This is a genomic window from Streptomyces sp. NPDC001153 (assembly GCF_053598315.1).
Genome location: NZ_JBSFJZ010000015.1, coordinates 122,757 through 142,380 on the forward strand (window position 1 = coordinate 122,757; position 19,624 = coordinate 142,380).

At 72.6% G+C, this 19,624-nt stretch carries 16 protein-coding genes; 9 read left to right on the forward strand and 7 right to left on the reverse strand.

The window, feature by feature from the left end:
* The first annotated feature begins 543 nt into the window (after window positions 1-543).
* Window positions 544-1,776, forward strand: coding sequence for an MFS transporter (locus ACWDEN_RS19165; protein WP_450859720.1), 1,233 nt, complete (start codon window positions 544-546; stop codon window positions 1,774-1,776).
* On the opposite strand, the gene ACWDEN_RS19170 is transcribed toward ACWDEN_RS19165, so the two are convergent.
* Together ACWDEN_RS19170 and ACWDEN_RS19175 are read right to left on the reverse strand one after the other, a co-directional pair.
* Window positions 1,713-2,876: a hypothetical protein gene (locus tag ACWDEN_RS19170; protein ID WP_450859721.1), complete on the reverse strand. Its 1,164-nt coding sequence runs from the start codon at window positions 2,874-2,876 to the stop codon at window positions 1,713-1,715. The genes ACWDEN_RS19165 and ACWDEN_RS19170 overlap by 64 nt on opposite strands.
* 67 nt (window positions 2,877-2,943) lie before the next feature.
* Entirely contained in the window at window positions 2,944-3,885 is a 942-nt protein-coding gene (locus ACWDEN_RS19175) for a 5-dehydro-4-deoxyglucarate dehydratase (protein ID WP_351605038.1), read from the reverse strand.
* Window positions 3,886-4,098: 213 nt separating this feature from the next.
* Between ACWDEN_RS19175 and ACWDEN_RS19180 the strand changes: the two genes are divergently transcribed.
* The 7 genes from ACWDEN_RS19180 (at window position 4,099) to ACWDEN_RS19210 (ending at window position 12,521) form a co-directional block, all read left to right on the forward strand.
* Window positions 4,099-4,908 (forward strand): NAD-dependent epimerase/dehydratase family protein, encoded by an 810-nt coding sequence (locus ACWDEN_RS19180; protein ID WP_450859722.1) that lies wholly within the window; start codon window positions 4,099-4,101, stop codon window positions 4,906-4,908.
* 1,376 nt (window positions 4,909-6,284) lie between these two features.
* Window positions 6,285-7,055 (forward strand): DeoR/GlpR family DNA-binding transcription regulator, encoded by a 771-nt coding sequence (locus ACWDEN_RS19185; RefSeq protein ID WP_450859723.1) that lies wholly within the window; start codon window positions 6,285-6,287, stop codon window positions 7,053-7,055.
* Between the two features lie 77 nt (window positions 7,056-7,132).
* Window positions 7,133-8,497 (forward strand): ABC transporter substrate-binding protein, encoded by a 1,365-nt coding sequence (locus ACWDEN_RS19190; RefSeq protein ID WP_450859724.1) that lies wholly within the window; start codon window positions 7,133-7,135, stop codon window positions 8,495-8,497.
* The gene (locus tag ACWDEN_RS19195; protein WP_351605028.1) at window positions 8,494-9,429 is read left to right on the forward strand and encodes a carbohydrate ABC transporter permease; all 936 of its coding nucleotides are present in this window, start codon (window positions 8,494-8,496) and stop codon (window positions 9,427-9,429) included. The genes ACWDEN_RS19190 and ACWDEN_RS19195 overlap by 4 nt, the downstream gene beginning before the upstream one ends.
* Window positions 9,426-10,253 carry a carbohydrate ABC transporter permease gene (locus tag ACWDEN_RS19200; protein WP_450859725.1) on the forward strand — a complete coding sequence of 276 codons (828 nt, stop codon included), beginning with the start codon at window positions 9,426-9,428 and terminating at the stop codon, window positions 10,251-10,253. The genes ACWDEN_RS19195 and ACWDEN_RS19200 overlap by 4 nt, the downstream gene beginning before the upstream one ends.
* Window positions 10,250-11,239: a zinc-dependent alcohol dehydrogenase family protein gene (locus ACWDEN_RS19205; protein ID WP_450859726.1), complete on the forward strand. Its 990-nt coding sequence runs from the start codon at window positions 10,250-10,252 to the stop codon at window positions 11,237-11,239. The genes ACWDEN_RS19200 and ACWDEN_RS19205 overlap by 4 nt, the downstream gene beginning before the upstream one ends.
* A gap of 82 nt (window positions 11,240-11,321) precedes the next feature.
* Window positions 11,322-12,521, forward strand: a complete 1,200-nt coding sequence (locus tag ACWDEN_RS19210; RefSeq protein ID WP_450859727.1) for a TerD family protein — start codon at window positions 11,322-11,324, stop codon at window positions 12,519-12,521.
* Window positions 12,522-12,565: 44 nt separating this feature from the next.
* Here ACWDEN_RS19210 and ACWDEN_RS19215 read toward each other — a convergent pair whose 3' ends face one another.
* The 5 genes from ACWDEN_RS19215 to ACWDEN_RS19235 all read right to left on the reverse strand — a co-directional run bounded on the left by ACWDEN_RS19215 (window position 12,566) and on the right by ACWDEN_RS19235 (window position 17,527).
* The gene (locus ACWDEN_RS19215) at window positions 12,566-13,162 is read right to left on the reverse strand and encodes a TetR/AcrR family transcriptional regulator (RefSeq protein WP_351605016.1); all 597 of its coding nucleotides are present in this window, start codon (window positions 13,160-13,162) and stop codon (window positions 12,566-12,568) included.
* 57 nt (window positions 13,163-13,219) lie between these two features.
* Window positions 13,220-13,858 (reverse strand): 2'-5' RNA ligase family protein, encoded by a 639-nt coding sequence (locus tag ACWDEN_RS19220; RefSeq protein WP_351605013.1) that lies wholly within the window; start codon window positions 13,856-13,858, stop codon window positions 13,220-13,222.
* A gap of 86 nt (window positions 13,859-13,944) precedes the next feature.
* Window positions 13,945-14,322 carry a hypothetical protein gene (locus tag ACWDEN_RS19225; RefSeq protein ID WP_351605010.1) on the reverse strand — a complete coding sequence of 126 codons (378 nt, stop codon included), beginning with the start codon at window positions 14,320-14,322 and terminating at the stop codon, window positions 13,945-13,947.
* 165 nt (window positions 14,323-14,487) lie between these two features.
* On the reverse strand, window positions 14,488-15,939 hold the full coding sequence (locus ACWDEN_RS19230) for an alkaline phosphatase PhoX (protein WP_351605008.1): 1,452 nt from the start codon (window positions 15,937-15,939) through the stop codon (window positions 14,488-14,490).
* A 160-nt stretch (window positions 15,940-16,099) separates the two neighbouring features.
* Window positions 16,100-17,527, reverse strand: coding sequence for a hypothetical protein (locus ACWDEN_RS19235; RefSeq protein ID WP_351605006.1), 1,428 nt, complete (start codon window positions 17,525-17,527; stop codon window positions 16,100-16,102).
* Window positions 17,528-17,792: 265 nt separating this feature from the next.
* Between ACWDEN_RS19235 and ACWDEN_RS19240 the strand changes: the two genes are divergently transcribed.
* Window positions 17,793-19,619, forward strand: coding sequence for an endonuclease/exonuclease/phosphatase family protein (locus tag ACWDEN_RS19240; RefSeq protein WP_351605003.1), 1,827 nt, complete (start codon window positions 17,793-17,795; stop codon window positions 19,617-19,619).
* The last annotated feature ends 5 nt before the right edge of the window (window positions 19,620-19,624 follow it).

Here is a 19,624-nt window from a genome sequence, read left to right on the forward strand (position 1 = left end):
GCAGCGGGCGCCCGGACCCGGCAGGGCGGGAGCCCGGGGACCGGAGAAGCGGGAGCCCGGGGACCGGCAGGGGGCAAGAGCCCGGGACCGGCAGGGGCAAGAGCCCGGGACCGGGAGAGGCAGGAGCCCGGGACCGGGAGCGGCAGGAGCCCGGAGACCGGGAGCGGCAGGAGCCCAGGCCCGGCAGCGGGCGCCCGGACCCGGCAGGGCGGCAGCCCGGGGACCGGAGAAGCGGGAGCCCGGGGACCGGCAGGGGGCGCCCGGGCTTGGGAGGCACATGCCCCGGGCGCGGGAAGCGCGCAAGAGCCTGCCCGCGAGGCACACATCCCGCCCGAGCCCAGGAGGCACGCAAGCCCCAGCCGGGAAGGGCAGGGCCCCGAGCTCAGGAGGCGCAGGAGCGTGGGGAAGCGGGCGGCAGCCGAGCCGGGGAGTGACGAGCGCGGAAGTGGGAGGGGTGCCCCGTCCTCGTGGAGCGCCCGGTGTGCCGGGACAGGGCACCTTACCGATCCCCGCCGCCCCTCCTTAGACCCACGATGAGCAGGCATGACGACTTCCTGGACCCCGCTGCGCGTGCTGCGGCAGCGCAACGCGGGGCTGTATCTGGCGGCCGTGGTGGTGTCGGGCTTCGGCAACTCCGCGCTGTTTCTGGCCTCGGGTGTGTGGGTGAAGGACCTCACCGGCTCCGACGGCCTGGCCGCGCTGTGCATGCTCGCCATGTGGGCCCCCACCGTGGCCGGCCCGCCGCTGGGCACGATCGCCGACCGCGTCCGCCGCAAGCCCCTGCTGGTGGCCCTGAACGCGGGCCTGGCGGCCCTGCTGCTCACCCTGTGCACCGTGCACTCCCCGGGCGGCCTCTGGCTGCTCTTCACCGTGCTGCTGGTCTACGGCGCCGCCGAGGTCGTCCATGACGCGGCCGAGTCGGCCCTGGTGACCGCGGCGATCGGCCCAGAGCTCCTCGGCGACTTCAACGGGCTGCGCATGGCCGTCACCGAAGGTATGAAGCTCGTCGCCCCGCTGACCGGGGCGGGTCTGTACACGGCCTTCGGCGGCCCGGCCGTCGCCTGCCTGGACGCGGGCACCTTCGCGGTCGCCGCCGGGCTGTACGCCCTGCTGCGGGTGCGCGAGGAACGGCCCGCCCGGTCCGCCGGCAACTGGCGCGAGGAGACCGCGGAGGGCATCCGGCACCTGTGGGGTCACCCGGAGCTGCGCCCACTGGTCCGGGCGGGCGGTGCGACGATGCTCCTCACCTCCCTGTGCGGCACGACGCTGTACGCCGTCGTCGACCGTCTCGGTCACTCCCCCGCGTACACGGGCGTGCTGTACGCCGTCCAGGGCGCCGGTTCGGTGGCGGCCGGGCTCGTCTCGGGCGCCGCGCTGCGGCGGCTCGGCGCGCGCCGGTTCGCGGCGGCGGGGATCGCGCTGACGGCACTCGCGGTGGCCGCCCGTGCCGTGCCGTCGGACGCGGTGGCCCTCGCCTCGTCCGCGGCGGGCGGTCTCGGCCTGCCCTGCGTGCTCGTCGCGGTGTTCACCGCCGTACAGCGGGAGACGCCCGGCCCGCTGCTCGGCCGGGCGACGGCCACCGCGGGCACCCTGGTCTTCACACCCAACGCCGTCGGACTGGCCGTCGGCGCGGCCCTGGTCGAACCGGCCTCCCCCGCGCTGCTGTTGCCGCTGTACGGCCTCGCACTGCTCGGGACGGCGGCCTCCCTGGCTCAGCGCGCCGACAGCGCCTCGCGCACCGAGGCGAGGTCCGAGTCCGACGCCAACCCGGCGTGATAGAGCCGCAGTTCCGTCGCGCCCTGCGCACGCGCGCGTGCCGCGTCCACCGCGAGTGTGCCGGGGCTGCCGCCCATGCCGGAGACGACGGTGAGGTTGGCGGCCAGCACCGTCCCCTCCCGGGCCGCTGCGGCGAAGGGCGCCAGCAGGGCCGTACCGCCGGTGCAGGGCACCACCACGCCGTCGGCGACGGCGAGGACGCGGGCGGGGTCGACGCCCGCGTTGGCACCGCAGTGGTACGAGACCGGGTCGGCGTGCAGCAGGACCTGGAAGCCGGCCGGTGCGGCGGCGCGTACGGCGGCGACGGCCTCCTCCTGGAGCGTGCCGGCGACCTCGTCGCGCCACGCGCGCGTGCGGCCCGCCTTCTCCTCGCCGAGCAGCTGGGCGACCGTCGGCCAGCCCTCGTCGTCCGCCGCGCCCCGCCACAGCGGCTCCAGCGCGGCCCGCACGGAAGCCGTCAACTCCTCGGGGTCCAGGCCCCGTCCGGCGTACCCGGCGCGGCAGGACGGGCAGAAGCACAGGGACATCAGGTACTGCCCGGCCTCGCCGAGACCCACACCGCCGGTCTTGTCGTGGGCGTGCAGGTGCTGGAGCCCGTACCAGCCGACGGACTCCAGCTCGGTGCCCCGCGCGCCGGGGCGTACGGCGGCCTCGGCGGCCAGGTCGACCAGGTAGGCGCGCGTGGCGGGCTGGGCGATGCAGGGCGCCCACGGGTAGTGGTCGCCGTAGGCGTTGACGACCGAGGTGTCCGGGTGCTCGGCGCCCAGGCGGGAGTTGTGCGCGAGGACGGCCCAGGTGTGCACCTCCAGGCCCGCCGCGGTCAGGGCCGCTGCCGCCTCGCCGTAGGCGTCGCCGGGGGCCCAGCGGCCGGCGGGGTAGGGCCTCAGACCCCGGCCCGCCCAGCGCTCGCCCGGCGGATAGAGGACGGCCGCGTACTCGGCGGTGACGATGCGGTGGCGGGGGTGGCGGGGGGTCAGGGCGCGGGTGGAATGGTAGGCGGCGGCCAGGGTCACCTGCTCCACGCCGAGCCCGGCGATGCGGGCGGGGGCCACGGGATCCCCGTTGACGTCCCAGGGGTAGACGAACGCCGACGCCTTCACACGCCCTCCTCCGAGCCGCACGGACGCTCGCTCACGCGTCCCCCGTCCGAGCCGTGCCGACGCTCGCTCACGCGTCCTCCTCCAGCAGCGCGTAGCCCCGCTCGATCAGCTGGGCGAGCTGTTTGACGTGGTCCTCCGCCGGCTCGTGCAGCGGGGGCCGGACCTCGCCGACGTCCAGGCCGCGCAGCCGTACGCCCGCCTTGACGAGCGAGACGGCGTAACCGCGGCCCTGGGCGCGCAGTTCCACGAACGGGCGGTAGAAGCCGTCCAGGAGGCGCCGCAGGGTCGCGGTGTCGCCCGCGGTCAGGGCCCGGTGGTAGGCGAGGGCGATCTCGGGGGCGAAGCAGAAGACGGCCGAGGAGTACAGGGTGACGCCGAGGGCGTGATAGGCGAGCTGGGTCTGCTCGGCGGTGGGCAGGCCGTTGAAGTACAGGAAGCCGCCGGGGACTTCGGTGCGTACGGCGCTGATGATCCGCTGCATCAGGTCGAGGTCGCCGAGGCCGTCCTTGAGGCCGATGATCCCGTCGGTGCGGGCGAGTTCGACCACCGTCCGCGGGGCGAAGACGGCGTTGTCGCGCTGGTAGACGATCACCGGCAGGCCGGTGGCCGCGGCGACCTCCCGGTAGTGCCGCAGCAGGCCCTCCTGACCGGCGAGCACGAGGTACGGCGGCATGGCGAGGAGGCCGTCGGCGCCGGCCTGCTCGGCGAGACGGGCGTAGCGGACGGCGAGCGCGGTGCCGTAGCCGGCGCCCGCGACCACCGGGACGCGTCCCTCGGCCGCCTCCACCGCCACCCGGACGCAGGCCTCGAACTCCTCCGGCAGCAGCGCGTGGAACTCCCCGGTGCCGCAGCAGGCGAACACGGCGGCGGCACCGGCGGCGACACCGCGGCGGACGTGGGTGCGGAACACGTCGAGGTCGAGCGAGCCGTCGGGGCCGTAGGCCGTGACGGGGAAGAAGAGGGGCCCGCTCGGTTCGTCGAGCCGTTCGGTGAGAGGGGCTGGCGTCACGGGCTCTCCCTTGGGACACACCGGTGCATGTTTCTGATCCACGTCCATATTTCTGAACGCGACCACGCTACGGGGCCTCCTTATGGCAGGTCAAGCAGGCAAACTCGCAACACCCGGAGCGAATTCGCCGACTTCACGCCACACTTGACGGTGCGCGGCGAAGCTCTCTAGCGTGTCCACGTATGTGAATAACGGCCACAAGGAGAAGTGCCGATGCCCGCTCCCCGCACCGTTCTGCTCACCGGCGCCGCCGGCGGGCTCGGCACCCTGATGCGGTCCCTGCTGCCGCCGTACGGGTACACGCTGCGCCTGTTCGACGTGCGCCCCGTCGAGGACGCGCCGGACGCGATCACCGCCGACCTCGCCGACACGGGGGCCCTGCGCGAGGCCGTACGGGGCGTGGACGCGGTCCTGCACCTCGCGGGCATCTCCCTGGAGGCCCCCTTCGGGAAGATCCTCAAGTCCAACATCGAGGGCACCTACAACCTCTACGAGGCAGCCCGCCAGGAGGGCGTGCCCCGGATCGTCTTCGCCTCCTCCAACCACGCCGTCGGCTTCACCCCGGCCCCGCGCCCGGGTGAGCCGCTGATCCCGGTCGGCACCCCGCGCCGCCCGGACACCTTCTACGGCCTGTCCAAGTCCTTCGGCGAGGACCTCGCCCAGCTGTACTGGGACAAGCACGGCATGGAGACCGTCTCCGTGCGCATCGGCTCCTGCTTCCCGGAGCCGACCAGCGTGCGCATGCTCTCGGTGTGGATGAGCCCGGCCGACGGCGCCCGCCTCTTCCACGCGGCCCTGACCGCCGAGGAGGTCGGCCACACCGTCGTCTACGGCTCCTCCGCCAACACCCGGCTGTGGTGGGACCTGACCACCGCGCGGGCGCTCGGCTACGAGCCGCAGGACGACTCCGAGCCGTACGCCGAGAAGCTGATCGCCGAGCAGGGCGAGCTGGACCCGGGCAACCCGGCGCACAGCCACCTGGGCGGGCACTTCGTGAACGACCCTCCGATCTGGCCGTACTGAGCCTGCCGGACGGGACGCCGTGCCGCCAGGCCGGCCGGCACCGGGGTGACGGCCCTGTCCCGCCGCCGCACCGGGGCCTGTCCCCACGGCGGCCACCGGTGCACCCGGGACAACGACGAACCTCCCCTCGCCCCTGCGCCGAGCCGGGCCGGGCCGAGCCGGGCCGGGCCGGGCCGCCCAGCAGTCGCCTCCCGGCGCGAACACCGTCGGCCGGACCCCACGGGCACCACCCGCACGGCGCCCAGCCCCGGCGCCCCCCTCCCGGCCATACCCGCCGTGCCCCCGCCCGGCAAAGGCCACCGAACCCGGACACACGGCAACCCCCACCCGCCCGCAAGCCCCGACGGAGGACGGCCGACGCGACGGCCACACCCACCACACCCCGACGCCCGGCAGGCCCCCGGCAACGACACCGATCGGCCGGACCCCACGAGCAGCACCCACACGGCCCACAGCCCCGGCGCCCCCTCCCGGCCATACCCGCCGTGCCCCCGCCCGGCGAAAGCCACCGAACCCGGACACACGGCAACCCCCACCCGCCCGCAAACCCGACGGAGGACGGCCGACGCGACGGCCACACCCACCACACCCCGACGCCCGGCAGGCCCCCGGCAACGACACCGATCGGCCGGACCCCACGAGCAGCACCCACACGGCCCACAGCCCCGGCGCCCCCTCCCGGCCATACCCGCCGTGCCCCCGCCCGGCAAAGGCCACCGAACCCGGACACACGGCACCCCCCACCGGCCCGCAAACCCGACGGAGGACGGCCGACGCGACGGCCACACCCACCACACCCCGACGCCCGGCAGGCCCCCGGCAACGACACCGATCGGCCGGACCCCACGAGCAGCACCCACACGGCCCACAGCCCCGGCGCCCCCCCCTCCCGGCCACACCCGCCATGACCCCGCCCGGCAAAGGCCACCGAACCCGGACACACGGCAAACCCCCACCGGCCCGCAAACCCGACGGAGGACGGCCGACGCGACGGCCACACCCACCACACCCCGACGCCCGGCAGGTGCCGCGCAGCGACGGCTGCGGCCCCGGCCGCCGGGCGGCACGGAGCCGAGGCCGGGGCGGGAGGCCCCGGAGAGGCTGCGGCCGAAAGAGCCCCGGCGGCTCGAAACAATCGTCCACGCGCGCGTGCGGACACCGAACGGGCCCGTCCGCCGCCGCATTCGGGCATCCGAGGCGCCCGCTCCCACCCCGCCGGGCACGGCCGCGCAGGTCCGCGCCGGGCACCGCCCTCGGTGAACGGGCACAAGCGGGCAGTATCGGGCCCGCAACAGGCCTGGTCAGTGCCGCACGCCCGCTGTAGAACTTCCCCCATGGGCCCGAACGGGCGGTTCCGCGGGAAGGTGGGTGACGACATGGGCACAGGGACGGCGGAAGAACGCCAGCGCGCGATCGTGCGGGCGGCGCGCGCCGCCGGCTCGGTCGACGTCACCGCGCTCGCCGCCGAGCTGGGCGTGGCCAAGGAGACCGTCCGGCGCGATCTGCGTGCCCTGGAGGACCACGGGCTGGTCCGTCGTACGCACGGCGGCGCCTATCCGGTGGAGAGCGCGGGCTTCGAGACGACGCTCGCCTTCCGCGCCACCAGCCACGTGCCCGAGAAGCGCCGGATCGCGGCCGCCTCGGCCGAGCTGCTCGGGGACGCGGAGACGGTCTTCGTGGACGAGGGCTTCACCCCGCAGCTCATCGCCGAGGCCCTGCCCGCCGACCGGGCGCTGACCGTGGTCACCGCGTCCCTGCCGGTCGCGGGCGCCCTGGCGGAGGCCGAGCAGATCCAGGTCCTGCTCCTCGGCGGCCGGGTCCGGGCCGGCACGCTGGCCACCGTCGACCACTGGACCACGAAGATGCTCGCCGGCTTCGTCATCGACCTCGCCTACATCGGAGCCAACGGCATCTCCCGCGAGCACGGCCTCACCACCCCCGACCCGGCGGTCAGCGAGGTCAAGGCGCAGGCGATACGGGCCGCGCGCCGCACCGTCTTCGCGGGCGTGCACACCAAGTTCGGCGCGGTCAGCTTCTGCCGGTTCGCCGAGGTCGGCGCGCTGGAGACGATCGTGACGAGCACCCAGCTCCCGGCCTCCGAGGCCCACCGCTACTCCCTGCTGGGCCCGCAGGTCATCCGGGTCTGAAAGACCGACTCACTCCTTCCAGAGGCGTTCCACACCGCCAAGTGCCCTTTATATCCCGATATCTTCAGGAGCGATCCATGCGAACCCAGAGCCGACGGAGGCCGCGAGCCACGCTCGCCATGGCCGCCGCAGGGACGCTGCTCGCCCCGCTGCTCTCCGGCTGCTGGGTCGGCGCGGGCGGGACCGGTGGCGGCGACTCCATCAACGTGTTGATGGTCAACAACCCCCAGATGACCGAGCTGCAGAAGCTCGCCCCCCGCTTCACCGAAGAGACCGGCATCAAGGTCAACTTCACGGTCCTGCCCGAGAACGACGTCCGCGACAAGATCAGCCAGGACTTCGCCAACCAGGCCGGGCAGTACGACGTGGCGACCCTGAGCAACTACGAGATACCCATCTACGCCCGCAACGGCTGGCTGCACGAGATGAACTCGTACGTCGCGAAGGACCCGTCGTACGACGAACAGGACGTCCTGGGGCCCATGCGCCAGTCCCTGACCGCCTCCGACGGCAAGCTCTACGGCCAGCCCTTCTACGGCGAGTCGTCCTTCCTGATGTACCGCAAGGACGTGTTCGCGGCGAAGGGCCTGACCATGCCCGCGCACCCGACGTGGACGCAGGTCGCCGACCTCGCCGCGCGGGTGGACGGCGCCAGGCCCGGCATGAAGGGCATCTGTCTGCGCGGCCTGCCCGGCTGGGGCGAGATGATCGCGCCGCTGACCACGGTGGTGAACACCTTCGGCGGCACCTGGTTCGACAAGAACTGGAAGGCGCACCTCGACTCCCCCGAGTTCGAGAAGGCGACGAAGTTCTATGTCGACCTGGTGCGCAGGCACGGCGAGTCCGGTGCCGCCCAGTCCGGCTTCGCCGAGTGCCTCAACGACATGACCCAGGGCAAGGTCGCCATGTGGTACGACGCCACGTCCGCGGCCGGCCTGCTGGAGGCGAAGGGCTCCCCCGTCCAGGGCAAGCTCGGCTACGCCCCCGCCCCCGTGGAGAAGACCTCGTCCTCCGGCTGGCTCTACACCTGGGCCTGGGGCATCCAGAAGGCCTCCCGCAATCCGGACAGGGCCTGGAAGTTCGTGTCCTGGGCGTCCGGCAAGGGGTACGAGCAGCTGGTCGGCCGGATCAGCGGCTGGCCGAACGTCCCGGCGGGCAAGCGGGCCTCGACGTACACCAACGCCGACTACCGCGCGTCGGCCGCCGCCTTCCAGGACATGACGAAGCAGGCCATCGAGAGCGCCCGGCCCGGTGATCCCGGTGTGCAGCCGCGCCCCGCGCCCGGCATCCAGTTCGTCGACATCCCCGAGTTCACCGACCTCGGCACCAAGGTCTCCCAGGAGATCAGCGCGGCCGTCGCCGGACGCCAGTCCGTCGACTCGGCCCTGAGGCACTCGCAGGCGCTCGCCGAGAAGATCTCCAAGGAGTACGAGGGACGATGACCGCGACGACAGCACCCCTTGCGACCACACCGGTACGCGCCACGCGGCAGCCCTCCGCCCGCCTGCGCGCCTGGGCCACCCGGGCCCCGCTCATGCCCGCCCTCGTCTTCATGATCGTGGTGACCCAGCTGCCGTTCGTGGCCACGCTGGTGATCTCCCTCTTCGACTGGAACGCCCTCTACCCCAAGGCCCGCCACTTCACCGGCCTGGACAACTACCGCCAGGTCCTGACGGACGCGGACCTGCGCCACTCGGTCTGGACGACCGTGCTGCTCACCGTGACGGTGGTGCTGGTCAGCCTGGTCCTCGGGCTGGCGCTCGCGCTGCTGCTGAACCGGAAGTTCCTCGGCCGGGGCATCGTCCGCACCCTCCTCATCGCACCCTTCCTGGTCGTGCCGGTGGCCGCGGCCCTGCTCTGGAAGCATGTGCTCTACAACCCCGAATACGGCCTGCTGAATGGGTTGTTGCACTATTTGGGCGGCCCACAGCCCGACTGGATCTCCCACACCCCGCTGCTCGCGGTCGAGGCCTCCCTGGTGTGGCAGTGGACGCCGTTCATGATGCTGATCCTGCTCGCCGGGCTGCAGAGCCGTGACCCCGAGCAGATCGAGGCCGCGCGGGTGGACGGCGCGAACGACTGGCAGGTCTTCCGCCACCTGACACTGCCGCACCTGCGCCGCTACCTCGAACTCGGCGCCTTGCTGGGCTCCATCTACATCGTCCAGAACTTCGACGCGGTCTTCACGATCACGTCCGGCGGCCTCGGCACCGCCAACCTGCCCTACACCGTCTACCAGAGCTTCTACCAGGCCCACGAGAACGGCCTCGCCTCGGCCGCCGGCGTCCTGGTGGTCATCGGCTCGATCATCATCGCGACCTTCGCCCTGCGCGTGGTGTCGTCCCTGTTCCGCGAGGAGGTGTCCCGCGCATGAACGCCGTGCTCCGCCGTAACGGCCTGGGTCTCGTGGCCTGGCTCGTCGGGATCGTGTTCTTCCTGCCCATCGCCTGGATGGCGCTGACGTCCTTCCACTCCGAGGCGGACGCGGCGACCAACCCGCCGTCCTTCGCCGCCTCCCTGACCCTCGACGGCTACCGCGAGTTCTTCGGGTCGGGCGGCGGCGCGAGCCCCTGGCCGGCGCTGATCAACTCCACGGTGGCGTCCGTGGTGTCGACGATCTGCGTGCTGCTCCTCGCCCTGCCGGCGGCGTACGCGCTGTCGATCCGGCGGGTCCGCAAGTGGACGGACGTCCTGTTCTTCTTCCTGTCCACGAAGATGCTGCCGGTGGTGGCCGGCCTGCTGCCGGTCTACCTGTTCGCGAAGAACACCGGGACGCTCGACAACATCTGGCTCCTGGTCATCCTCTACACCTCCATGAACCTGCCGATCGCGGTGTGGATGATGCAGTCGTTCCTCGCCGAGGTCCCGGTGGCGGTGATCGAGGCGGCGCAGATCGACGGCGCCCGGCTGCCGACCATCCTCGCGCGCGTGGTCGCCCCGATCGCCCTGCCCGGCATCGCCGCCACCGCACTGATCTGCTTCATCTTCAGCTGGAACGAACTGCTCTTCGCCCGAGTCCTCACGGGCGTGGTCGCCGAGACCGCCCCCGTCTTCCTGACCGGCTTCATCACCAGCCAGGGCCTGTTCCTGGCCAAGGTGTGCGCCGCGTCGCTCGTCGTCTCCCTGCCGGTGCTCGCCGCGGGGTTCGCCGCCCAGGACAAGCTGGTCCAGGGCCTGTCGTTGGGAGCCGTGAAATGAAGGCCGCCGTCATCGAGTCCGTGGGCCGCGCCGTCGTCACCGAGGTGCCGGACCCGACGCCCGGCCCGCGCGAGGTCGTCGTGGAAGTGGCCGCCTGCGGCCTGTGCGGCACCGACCTGCACATCCTCCAGGGCGAGTTCGCGCCCAAGCTGCCGATCGTCCCCGGCCACGAGTTCGCGGGCGAGGTGGTCGGCGTCGGCACCCAGGTCACCGAGGTGGCGGTCGGCGACCGGGTGGCCGTCGACCCCTCCCTGTACTGCTACGAGTGCCGTTACTGCCGTACCGGCCACAACAACCTGTGCGAACGGTGGGCCGCGATCGGCGTGACCACGGCCGGCGGGGCGGCGCAGTACGCCGTCGCGCCGGTGGCGAACTGCGTCAAGCTGCCGGACCACGTGCGCACCGAGGACGCGGCCCTGGTCGAGCCGCTGTCCTGCGCCGTGCGCGGCTACGACGTCCTGCAGTCCCGTCTGGGCGCGCATGTCCTGATCTACGGCTCGGGGACCATGGGCCTGATGATGCTGGAGCTCGCCAAGCGGACCGGCGCGGCCCGTGTGGACGTGGTGGACGTGAACCCGGCACGCCTGGAGACGGCCGTACGGCTGGGCGTCTCGGCGTCCGCCGCGAACGCGGCCGAGCTGGACCGTCCGCAGGGCTGGGACGTCGTGGTGGACGCGACCGGCAACGCGGCGGCGATCCAGGACGGCCTGGGCCGGGTGGCGAAGGCGGGTACGTTCCTGCAGTTCGGGGTGGCCGACTACGCGACCCGGGTGACGATCGACCCGTACCGCATCTACAACCAGGAGATCACCATCACCGGCTCCATGGCGGTGCTGCACAGCTTCGAACGGGCGGCCGAGCTGTTCGCGAACGGGGTGCTGGACCCGCAGGTGTTCATCAGCGACCGGATCCCGCTGGCGCGGTACCCGCAGGCGCTGGAGCAGTTCGCGGCCGGGGTGGGGCGGAAGATCGTGGTGGTGCCGTAGGCCGTCCGGCAGGCCGTTCGACGGGTTTCCGCGGGTAAGGGAACGGTAAAGCGGTGTTGTTCGTTCACCCGGCATGACAGCTATGACCCCTGGCTCGAACATCCCTCTTCCGGCCGCGCGCGTGACGGTGGACGTCGCCGCTCCGGTGCGGCTCGACGTGTCGGGCCTGCTGCTCACCGCCGACGGCAAGGTGCGCTCGGACGACGACTTCATCTTCTACAACCAGCCGGCGGGGCCGGGCGTGACGTATGCGCCCGGCGGCGGTGCGGCGCCGGACGCGATCACGGTCGACACCGCCGCCGTCCCGCCGGACATCGAGAAGATCGTCGTCACGGCCAGCCCGGACGCGGCCGGCCGGACCTTCCAGGGCATCGAGCCGACGGCCACGATCCGCGACGCGGACGGCGGCGCGGTGCTGGCCACGTTCACCCCGCCCCAGCTCGGCGCGGAGACGGCGCTGGTCGTCGTGGAGATCTACCGCCGGGGCGGCACCTGGAAGGCCCGCGCGGTCGGCCAGGGGTACGCCAACGGGCTGGCCGGCATCGCGACGGACTTCGGCGTGACGGTGGAGGAGCCGGCGGCGGCCCCGGCGACTGCGCCGCAGCCGGTGGCCCCGCCGGCGCCCACCGTGCAGACGCCGGTCACCCCGCCCGCCCCGCCGGCGTCCCCTCCCCCGGTCCCGCCCGCGCCCGCTCCGGGCGCCGGGAAGATCAACCTCGACAAGGGCCGGGTCAGCCTCCGGAAGAACCAGACCGTGTCCCTCGTCAAGGGCGGCCGCCCGCTGCTCGCCCAGGTCAGGATGGGGCTCGGCTGGGAGCCGGCGTTCCGCGGCGCGGACATCGACCTGGACGCCTCGGTCATCGCCTACGGCCCGCAGCGCAACCACGTCGACAGCTGCTACTTCGGCAAGCTGACGATCCTGAACGGCGCGATCAAGCACTCCGGCGACAACCTCACCGGCGAGGGCGCGGGCGACGACGAGGTGATCACGGTCGACCTCGGCCGCGTGCCCCAGGAGATCACCGGTCTGGTCTTCACGGTCAACTCCTTCTCCGGCCAGAAGTTCACCGAGGTCGCCAAGGCCTACTGCCGCCTGGTGGACGCCACCACCGACGAGGAACTGGTCCGCTTCGACCTCACCCACGCCGAGCCCCAGACGGGCGTGATGATGGCCAAGCTCGTCCGCCAGTTCTCCGGCGAGTGGGACATGACGGCTCTGGGCGACTTCGTCAAGGCCCGCACGGTGAGAAACATGGTGGAGCCGGGGGCGCGGGCCCTGTAGACGGTCGTACCCGGCCGTACGAGAGCCGGTGGCGCCCCCGTCCGTCAGGGGGCGCCCGGTTCCCGGGCCGTGCCGTCCGGCCGCAGTCCCTCCGTCAGCAGGGACAGGTAGCGGCGGATCTGCCTCCCCTGCCCGTCCGCGAGTTCCGACGCGGACGCCACGCCATGTGCGAGGCGCAGGACCTCGATCGGCTCGACGTCCTCCCGCAGGCTGCCCTCCCGCTGGGCCGCCTCCACCAGCCGCCGTGCCGCGTCCTTCATCCGGGTGCCGCAGGCCGTGGCCGCGAGGGAGCTGCCGTCGGTGACGGCCGAACCCAGGAGGGCCTTCAGGCCGCGCACCTGGATCGCCCCGACACCCACCTCGCCCAGCCACTCCACCAGCGCCTCACCGGGCGGCAGTTCGGCGGCGAGCTCGTCGGCCCGGGCCGCCATGGCCTCGATCCGGTCCACGTACGCGGCCTCCAGCAGCGCCTGCCGGGTCGGGAAGTGCCGGTAGAGCGTGCCGGAGCCGACGCCCGCTCGCTTGGCGATGTCGTCCAGTGACGCGTTCTCCCCGTGCTCGGCGAAGGCCTCCGCCGCGACCTTCAGCAGCCGCTCATAGTTGCGCCGGGCGTCCGCGCGCATGGGCCTGACCTGCGGCATCCAGACACTCCTCGCGGACCGGGGATTCTCCCCGAATCCTATCGGGACGCCCCCCGGTCAGTGCGGTTCCGGGGGCTCGTACCCGCCGGTGGCCGGGTCCGGTCCGAGATGGCGGCGTACCGCGCCGGTGCCCAGGCCGATCGTGGCACGCGTCCGCATCGGGCCGTCGTCACGGCGGGACAGCACCGCGATCTCGGCCACGCGCGCATGCAGTACGCCGAGCCGGGCGGCGCATTCGGCGGCGAGCACACGCGGGGCGCGGGTGCGGCCGAGCGAGAGGTGCGGGGTGAAACGCGGGAAGCGGTCCGTGCAGGACGGGAAGGGCTCCGCCAGCACGCGCCGGAGCTCCGTCCAGGGCGCGGCGCCGGCCGCCGCGGGGTCGAGCCACACGGTGGAGTAGGACCGGTGGCGGAAGAAGCGGACCCCGCCGAGCCGGATGCCGAAGGGCTCGCACTGCGCGGCCGCGGCGGCCAGCAGCGGGAACGCCGCCGGGAAGTCCTCCTCCGGTACGAAGCCGAAGATCAGGTTCACATGGGGCGGCCAGCGGCGGATCTGCGGGTCGTGCTCGGCGCGGATGCCCTGGATGGCGGGCCACAGTCCGGCCGGGGGCAGCCACGCCACGGCGGTCCGGGGCGTCGGGGCCGACTCCAGGCGGCCGGGGGCGGCGGCCGGGCGGGGCGTCGGGGGGCGGGGCATATCGCCATCATGGCCCCGCCCCCCGACGGCCGCCGTGCCTGGTCTCCGGCGGGTGGCTCACCGTCCCGGCCGCATGGTCCGGCTCCTCACGCCTCCGAGGCGTTCACGTCCGCCCAGGCGTCGGAGAAGCGTTCAGCCGCGCGCTCGTGGTCGCGCTTGCACCGCTTGTGATGGTGCTTGCACTTGTGGTGCTTGTGACAGGGCTTCGGCTCCTCGTGTTTGTGACAGGGTTTCGAGCCGTGATGCTCATGCCCCGGCTTCGACTCCTCGGGCTCGTGGCCCGGCCTCGAATGCTCCTCGCTGTGCGGGGCGCCCCACGTGACCACCGCGGTGGCGTGCGCGGAAGCCACGGCGGAGACCTCGTGCGGACCGTCGGTGCCCTCGGCGAAGCCGACGCCGGCGCCCAGGGTGGACAGTCCCGCGACCACCGCCGCCACGAGCGCGGCGCGCTGAAACGTGCGCATGTGTGTGCCCTTTCTCATCTGAGTGTGATGGTAGAACTACTCAGCGTGAGAATAGACGCACGGATCGTAGTAACGTGAGATATAAGGGCCGGGCACGCCGACCGGAACAGCGTGCGCGTACTTCGACGAATCGAGCTCGAGTCACCCGTTCGGCGAATCCGTGTCCTAACGCCGCTGCCGCTTCCACGGCCCCGTGATCGCGAGCATGATGCCGGGTGTCTGGATGTTGGCGAACAGGGTCCGGCCGTCGGGGGAGAAAGTGACGCCGGTGAACTCGCTGTATTCCGGCTCCGCTTCGGTGCCCGTGTTGAGTTCGTTGCGGGCGATCGGGTAGGTGCGGCCGCTCTCGGTGGCGCCGAACAGGTGCTGGACGCCCTCGCCGTCCTCGGCGATGACCAGGCCGCCGTACGGGGAGACGGTGATGTTGTCGGGGCCGTCGAAGGCGCCGTCCCGGCCCGGGTCCGGGTTCATGCCGAGCAGGACCTTGAGGGTCAGCGTGCGGCGCCGCGGGTCGTAGAACCAGACCTGGCCGTCGTGCTGGACCGGGCTCTCCGCGCGGGCGTAGGAGGAGACGATGTAGGCGCCGCCGTCGCCCCACCACATGCCCTCCAGCTTGCGGGCGCGGGTGACCTGGCCGTCGGTGAACTGCTTGCGCACCGACACGGTCCTCGCGTCGCGGTCGGGGACGTCCACCCAGTCGACGCCGTAGACCGTGCCGATCCTCGTGGCGCGGGACAGGTCGTCGACGAACCTTCCGCCGGAGTCGAAGCACCTGAAGGCCTGGAGCCGGCCCGCGTCGTCGGCGAGGGTGCGCAGCTCGCCGCGGCCGTGGCGGAAGCCCTCCGGCGGGGTCCAGCGGTAGAGCAGGCCGTTGGGGCCGGCCGCGTCCTCGGTCAGGTAGAGGTGGCCGCGCCTGGGGTCGACGACGACGGCCTCGTGGGCGTAGCGGCCCAGGGCCTTGACGGGCCTGGGGTCGCGGTTGGCCCGGCGGTCCTCGGGGTCGACCTCGAAGACATAGCCGTGGTCCTTGGTGAAGCCGTGTGTGCCGGCCTTGTCCTCGGTTTCCTCGCAGGTCAGCCAGGTGCCCCACGGGGTGCTGCCGCCCGCGCAGTTGGTGGCGGTGCCGGCGATGCCGACCCATTCGGCGACCTCGCCGCCGCGGCGGACCTCGACGACGGTGCAGCCGCCGGCCGCCGCCGGGTCGTAGACGAGCCCCTCGGTCGGCGGCACCGGGTGCGGCCACTGGGCGCGGGCGCCGGCGAGCTCGTGGTTGTTGACGAGGAGGGTCGTGCCGCGGGGGCCCTCGAAGGCGGCGGTGCCGTCGTGGTGGGAGGGGGTGAACTCGCCGGACTCCAGCCTGGTCCTGCCGCTGTAGGTGACGATCTTGTACGTGAAGCCCGCCGGCAGGGCGAGGATGCCGTCCGGGTCGGGGACCAGCGGGCCGTAGCCGACGCCGTGGTGGCCGCTGTGGGCCGGTTCCTCCGCCCCGGCGGTGTCGATGTCGGTCGCGGCGAGGGCGTTGGGCGCGGTGGCGAGGACGCCGACGCTGCCCGCCAGGGCGACCCCGGCACCGGTGATCGCGGATTTTCTGGCGAAGTCCCTGCGGGTGAGCGACATGGTGTGTCTCCTGAGACGGTCGGAGTGCCGTGGAGGGGCGGACCTCGGTTCGGCGCACACGCTCCCGCCACACCCTGAACGGCAGTTGAACGCCGGGTCACTCCAGATGCCCTTGTTCAAGAATCCGTATGCACCACCCCATGGCCGACCCAAGGAGCCCTCAACCGCCGTGCGCCGACCTCGCCTTGAACGCGGCCTTCCGCGCCTCCTTCGCCACCTTCTTGTCCGGATGCAGCCGCCCCATCGCCTCCAGCACATCGGCCGTGGCCGGGTGCTCCACCCGCCAGGCCGCGGAGAAGAACCCGCTGTGCTGCGCGGCCAGCCCCTCCACCAGCGCCTGCAGCTCCGCGGAGTTGCCCTCGGCCGCCAGCTGCGCGGCCACCGTGTCGATGGTCAGCCAGAACACCAGCTCCTCGGACGGCGCCGGCACCCCCGCCGCGCCCCGTTCGCTGAGCCACACCCGGGCCAGGCCGCCCAGTTCCGGGTCGTCCAGCACCTCCCGCAGCGCCGGCTCGGCCTCCGTGCCGATCAGGGACAGGGCCTGCTGGCAGCGCAGTCGGCGCAGCGGCGCGCCCGCGTCCGCACCCCGTGCCGCCGCCAGCAACTCCCGTGCCGCGGCGAGGGGTTCGCGGCGCGCGAGCCACTGCTCGGTCTCGGCCCGGGCAGCCGCCTGGCCGAACCCGGCCGTGGCGTCGAGCAGCGCGTCCGCGCCCTTGTCGGCGAGGTCCCCGACGGCCGGCGCCTGGAGCCCGGCCTCCAGCAGCCGCGCCCGCAGCCCGTACGCACCGAGCGGGGTGAGCCGGACCATGCCGTACCGGGTGACGTCGGTGTCGTCCGGCGACGCCGCGGGCTCCTCCTCGGCGTCGGCCATCAGCGCCTCGTCGACCGGCTGGTACTCCACGAGCCCGACCGGCTCCAGCACCCGGAACTGGTCGTCGAGCCGCATCATCGCGTCGGAGACCTGCTCCAGGACGTCGTTGGTGGGCTCGCCCATGTCGTCGGGGACGATCATGGAGGCGGCGAGGGCGGGCAGCGGGACCGGGCCCTCGCCGGGGCCGTCCTCACTCACCGTCAGCAGATAGAGGTTGCCGAGGACGCCGTCCAGGAACTCCGCCTCGGCCTCGGGATCCCAGTCGAGTGACGCGAAATCGATCTCGCCGCCCTCGTCCAGGGTGTCGACCAGGTCGTCCAGGTCGGGGACGCTCGCGTCGGCGATGACGGTCTCCAGCGCGGTGAGCCACACGGCGAGCACATCGGCCGGGGCGCCCCCGGTGAGCAGCTTCAGCTCCTCGCCGGCCCGGACCGTCCCGGCCTCCTCGTCGACGATCTCGACCAGTCCGGTGTCCACGGCGACCCGCCAGGCCTCGGCGGCGTACGCGGCGGCGTCGTCGTCGCTCAGTCCGAGCACTTCGGCGGCGGCCGGAAGCTGCTCCTCGACCAGTCCGCCGCCGGCGTCCACGCGGGTGTCGGGCCCGGCCCAGCGGGCGAGGCGGGCGGCGCGGGAGAGCAGCGGAGTGGACAGCGCGGCGTGTGCCAGCTCCGCTTCGGGGCGCAGCCGTACGGGCGGCAGGGGGGAGCTGTCTGGCATCGGCTGGTTCTCCTCGGACCGTGAACGGGCTCAGCCGCTCAGCCTAGACGGATTTCCACCCATGCCGCCCGGTTCATCTCCCCGACGGCCACCGTACATGGCCGAAACCTTGACAACTCCCGTTGCCAGGCAGGAGATTGACGCGCGTAGAAGTTGGGGGGACAACTGTTCACTCGGCTCTACGCGTGTCACAGAGGGCTACGAGTCCTCCACGCTCCCGTACCACCCTCGTCCCGGCGCATCGTCACGTCCCCGGAGGGATCCCTTGCCGAGCAGGTCTTCCGCGCGCCTCGCCGCGCTCACCGTCGCCGCCGTCTGCAGCGCGGCGTCCGCCGTCGTCCTCACCTCGCCCGCGCACGCCGACTCGGTGCGTATCCACGACATTCAGGGCACCACCCGAATATCGCCGTTCGCGGGCCAGAAGGTGACGGACGTTCCCGGCATCGTCACGGCCACGCGCACCTACGGCTCCTCCAGAGGTTTCTGGATGCAGGATCCGAACCCGGACGACAATCCGGCCACCAGCGAGGGTGTCTTCGTCTTCACCGGCTCCGCGCCCAAGGTCGCGGCCGGCGACTCGGTGACGGTGACCGGCACGGTCTCGGAGTACGTCCCGGGCGGCGCCTCCTCCGGCAACCAGTCGGTCACGGAGATCACCAAGCCGACGATCACGACGGTCTCCACCGGCAACGCGGTCCCGGCGCCGGTCGTGATCGACGAGGACTCGGTGCCGGACGAGTACGCGCCGGAGGGCGACACCGCCGCCGGCGGTTCGGTCAACGGCCTGACCCTGGACCCGTCGGCGTACGCCCTGGACTACTACGAGTCCCTGGAGGGCATGAACGTCCAGGTCGAGGACACCCGCGTGGTCGGCCGCACCGACCCGTACAGCGAGCTGTGGGTCACGGTGAAGCCCTGGGAGCACCGGAGCCGCCGCGGCGGCACGGTCTACGGCTCCTACGACTCGCAGAACACCGGCCGGCTGCAGATCCAGTCGCTGGGCTCGACCGCCGACTTCCCGAAGGCGAACGTCGGCGACACCCTGGAGGGCACCACCACCGGCCCGCTGGACTTCAACCAGTTCGGCGGCTACACCCTGGTCGCGAGCAAGCTCGGCACGCTGAGGAGCGGCGGCCTGGAGCGCGAGACGACCCGCAGGCAGTCGGGCCGCGAGCTGGCGGTGGCCACCTACAACGTCGAGAACCTCGACCCGTCGGACAACACGTTCGACCAGCACGCCGCCGCGATCGTGAACAACCTGCAGTCGCCGGACATCGTGTCCCTGGAGGAGATCCAGGACAACAACGGTGCCACGGACGACGGCACGGTCGACGCGAGCGTCACCGTGAACAAGCTGATCGACGCGATCGTCGCGGCGGGCGGCCCGAAGTACGACTGGCGCTCGATCAACCCGGTCAACGACCAGGACGGCGGCGAGCCGGGCGGCAACATCCGCCAGGTGTTCCTGTTCAACCCCGAGCGGGTGTCCTTCGTGGACCGGCCGGGCGGCGACTCCACCACCGCGGTCGGCGTCACCAAGGAGAACGGCAAGGCCGAACTGACGGTCTCCCCCGGCCGGATCGACCCGGCGAACGCGGCCTGGAAGGACAGCCGCAAGCCGCTGGCCGGCGAGTTCGTCTTCCGCGGCAAGACCGTCTTCGTGATCGCCAACCACCTGGTCTCCAAGGGCGGCGACCAGGGCCTGACCTCGCAGTACCAGCCGCCCACGCGCAGCTCGGAGATCCAGCGCCACGCACAGGCGACCGCGGTGAACGCCTTCGTCAAGGACATCCTGAAGGTCCAGCGGAACGCGGACGTCATCGCGCTCGGCGACATGAACGACTTCGAGTTCTCCGGCACCGCGAAGATCCTCGAGGGTGACGGCGAGCTGTGGTCGGCGATCAAGTCGCTGCCGAAGAGCGAGCGTTACACCTACGACTACCAGGGCAACGAGCAGGTCCTGGACCAGATCCTGATCAGCCCCGCGATCCGGCGCGGCTGCGACTTCGAGTACGACAGCGTGCACATCAACGCCGAGTTCGACGACCAGATCAGCGACCACGACCCGCAGGTGCTGCGCTTGCGCCCGTAACTCCC

What these genes read in the sequence shown, in the direction of transcription:
- ACWDEN_RS19185 (WP_450859723.1), top strand. Translation starts at nt 6,285, where the DNA reads ATGGGCACAGGGACGGCGGAAGAACGCCAGCGCGCGATCGTGCGGGCG.
- ACWDEN_RS19210 (WP_450859727.1), top strand. Translation starts at nt 11,322, where the DNA reads ATGACCCCTGGCTCGAACATCCCTCTTCCGGCCGCGCGCGTGACGGTG.
- ACWDEN_RS19220 (WP_351605013.1), bottom strand. Translation starts at nt 13,858, where the DNA reads ATGCCCCGCCCCCCGACGCCCCGCCCGGCCGCCGCCCCCGGCCGCCTG.
- ACWDEN_RS19200 (WP_450859725.1), top strand. Translation starts at nt 9,426, where the DNA reads ATGAACGCCGTGCTCCGCCGTAACGGCCTGGGTCTCGTGGCCTGGCTC.
- ACWDEN_RS19225 (WP_351605010.1), bottom strand. Translation starts at nt 14,322, where the DNA reads ATGCGCACGTTTCAGCGCGCCGCGCTCGTGGCGGCGGTGGTCGCGGGA.
- ACWDEN_RS19180 (WP_450859722.1), top strand. Translation starts at nt 4,099, where the DNA reads ATGCCCGCTCCCCGCACCGTTCTGCTCACCGGCGCCGCCGGCGGGCTC.
- ACWDEN_RS19215 (WP_351605016.1), bottom strand. Translation starts at nt 13,162, where the DNA reads ATGCCGCAGGTCAGGCCCATGCGCGCGGACGCCCGGCGCAACTATGAG.
- ACWDEN_RS19230 (WP_351605008.1), bottom strand. Translation starts at nt 15,939, where the DNA reads ATGTCGCTCACCCGCAGGGACTTCGCCAGAAAATCCGCGATCACCGGT.
- ACWDEN_RS19235 (WP_351605006.1), bottom strand. Translation starts at nt 17,527, where the DNA reads ATGCCAGACAGCTCCCCCCTGCCGCCCGTACGGCTGCGCCCCGAAGCG.
- ACWDEN_RS19165 (WP_450859720.1), top strand. Translation starts at nt 544, where the DNA reads ATGACGACTTCCTGGACCCCGCTGCGCGTGCTGCGGCAGCGCAACGCG.
- ACWDEN_RS19205 (WP_450859726.1), top strand. Translation starts at nt 10,250, where the DNA reads ATGAAGGCCGCCGTCATCGAGTCCGTGGGCCGCGCCGTCGTCACCGAG.
- ACWDEN_RS19195 (WP_351605028.1), top strand. Translation starts at nt 8,494, where the DNA reads ATGACCGCGACGACAGCACCCCTTGCGACCACACCGGTACGCGCCACG.
- ACWDEN_RS19190 (WP_450859724.1), top strand. Translation starts at nt 7,133, where the DNA reads ATGCGAACCCAGAGCCGACGGAGGCCGCGAGCCACGCTCGCCATGGCC.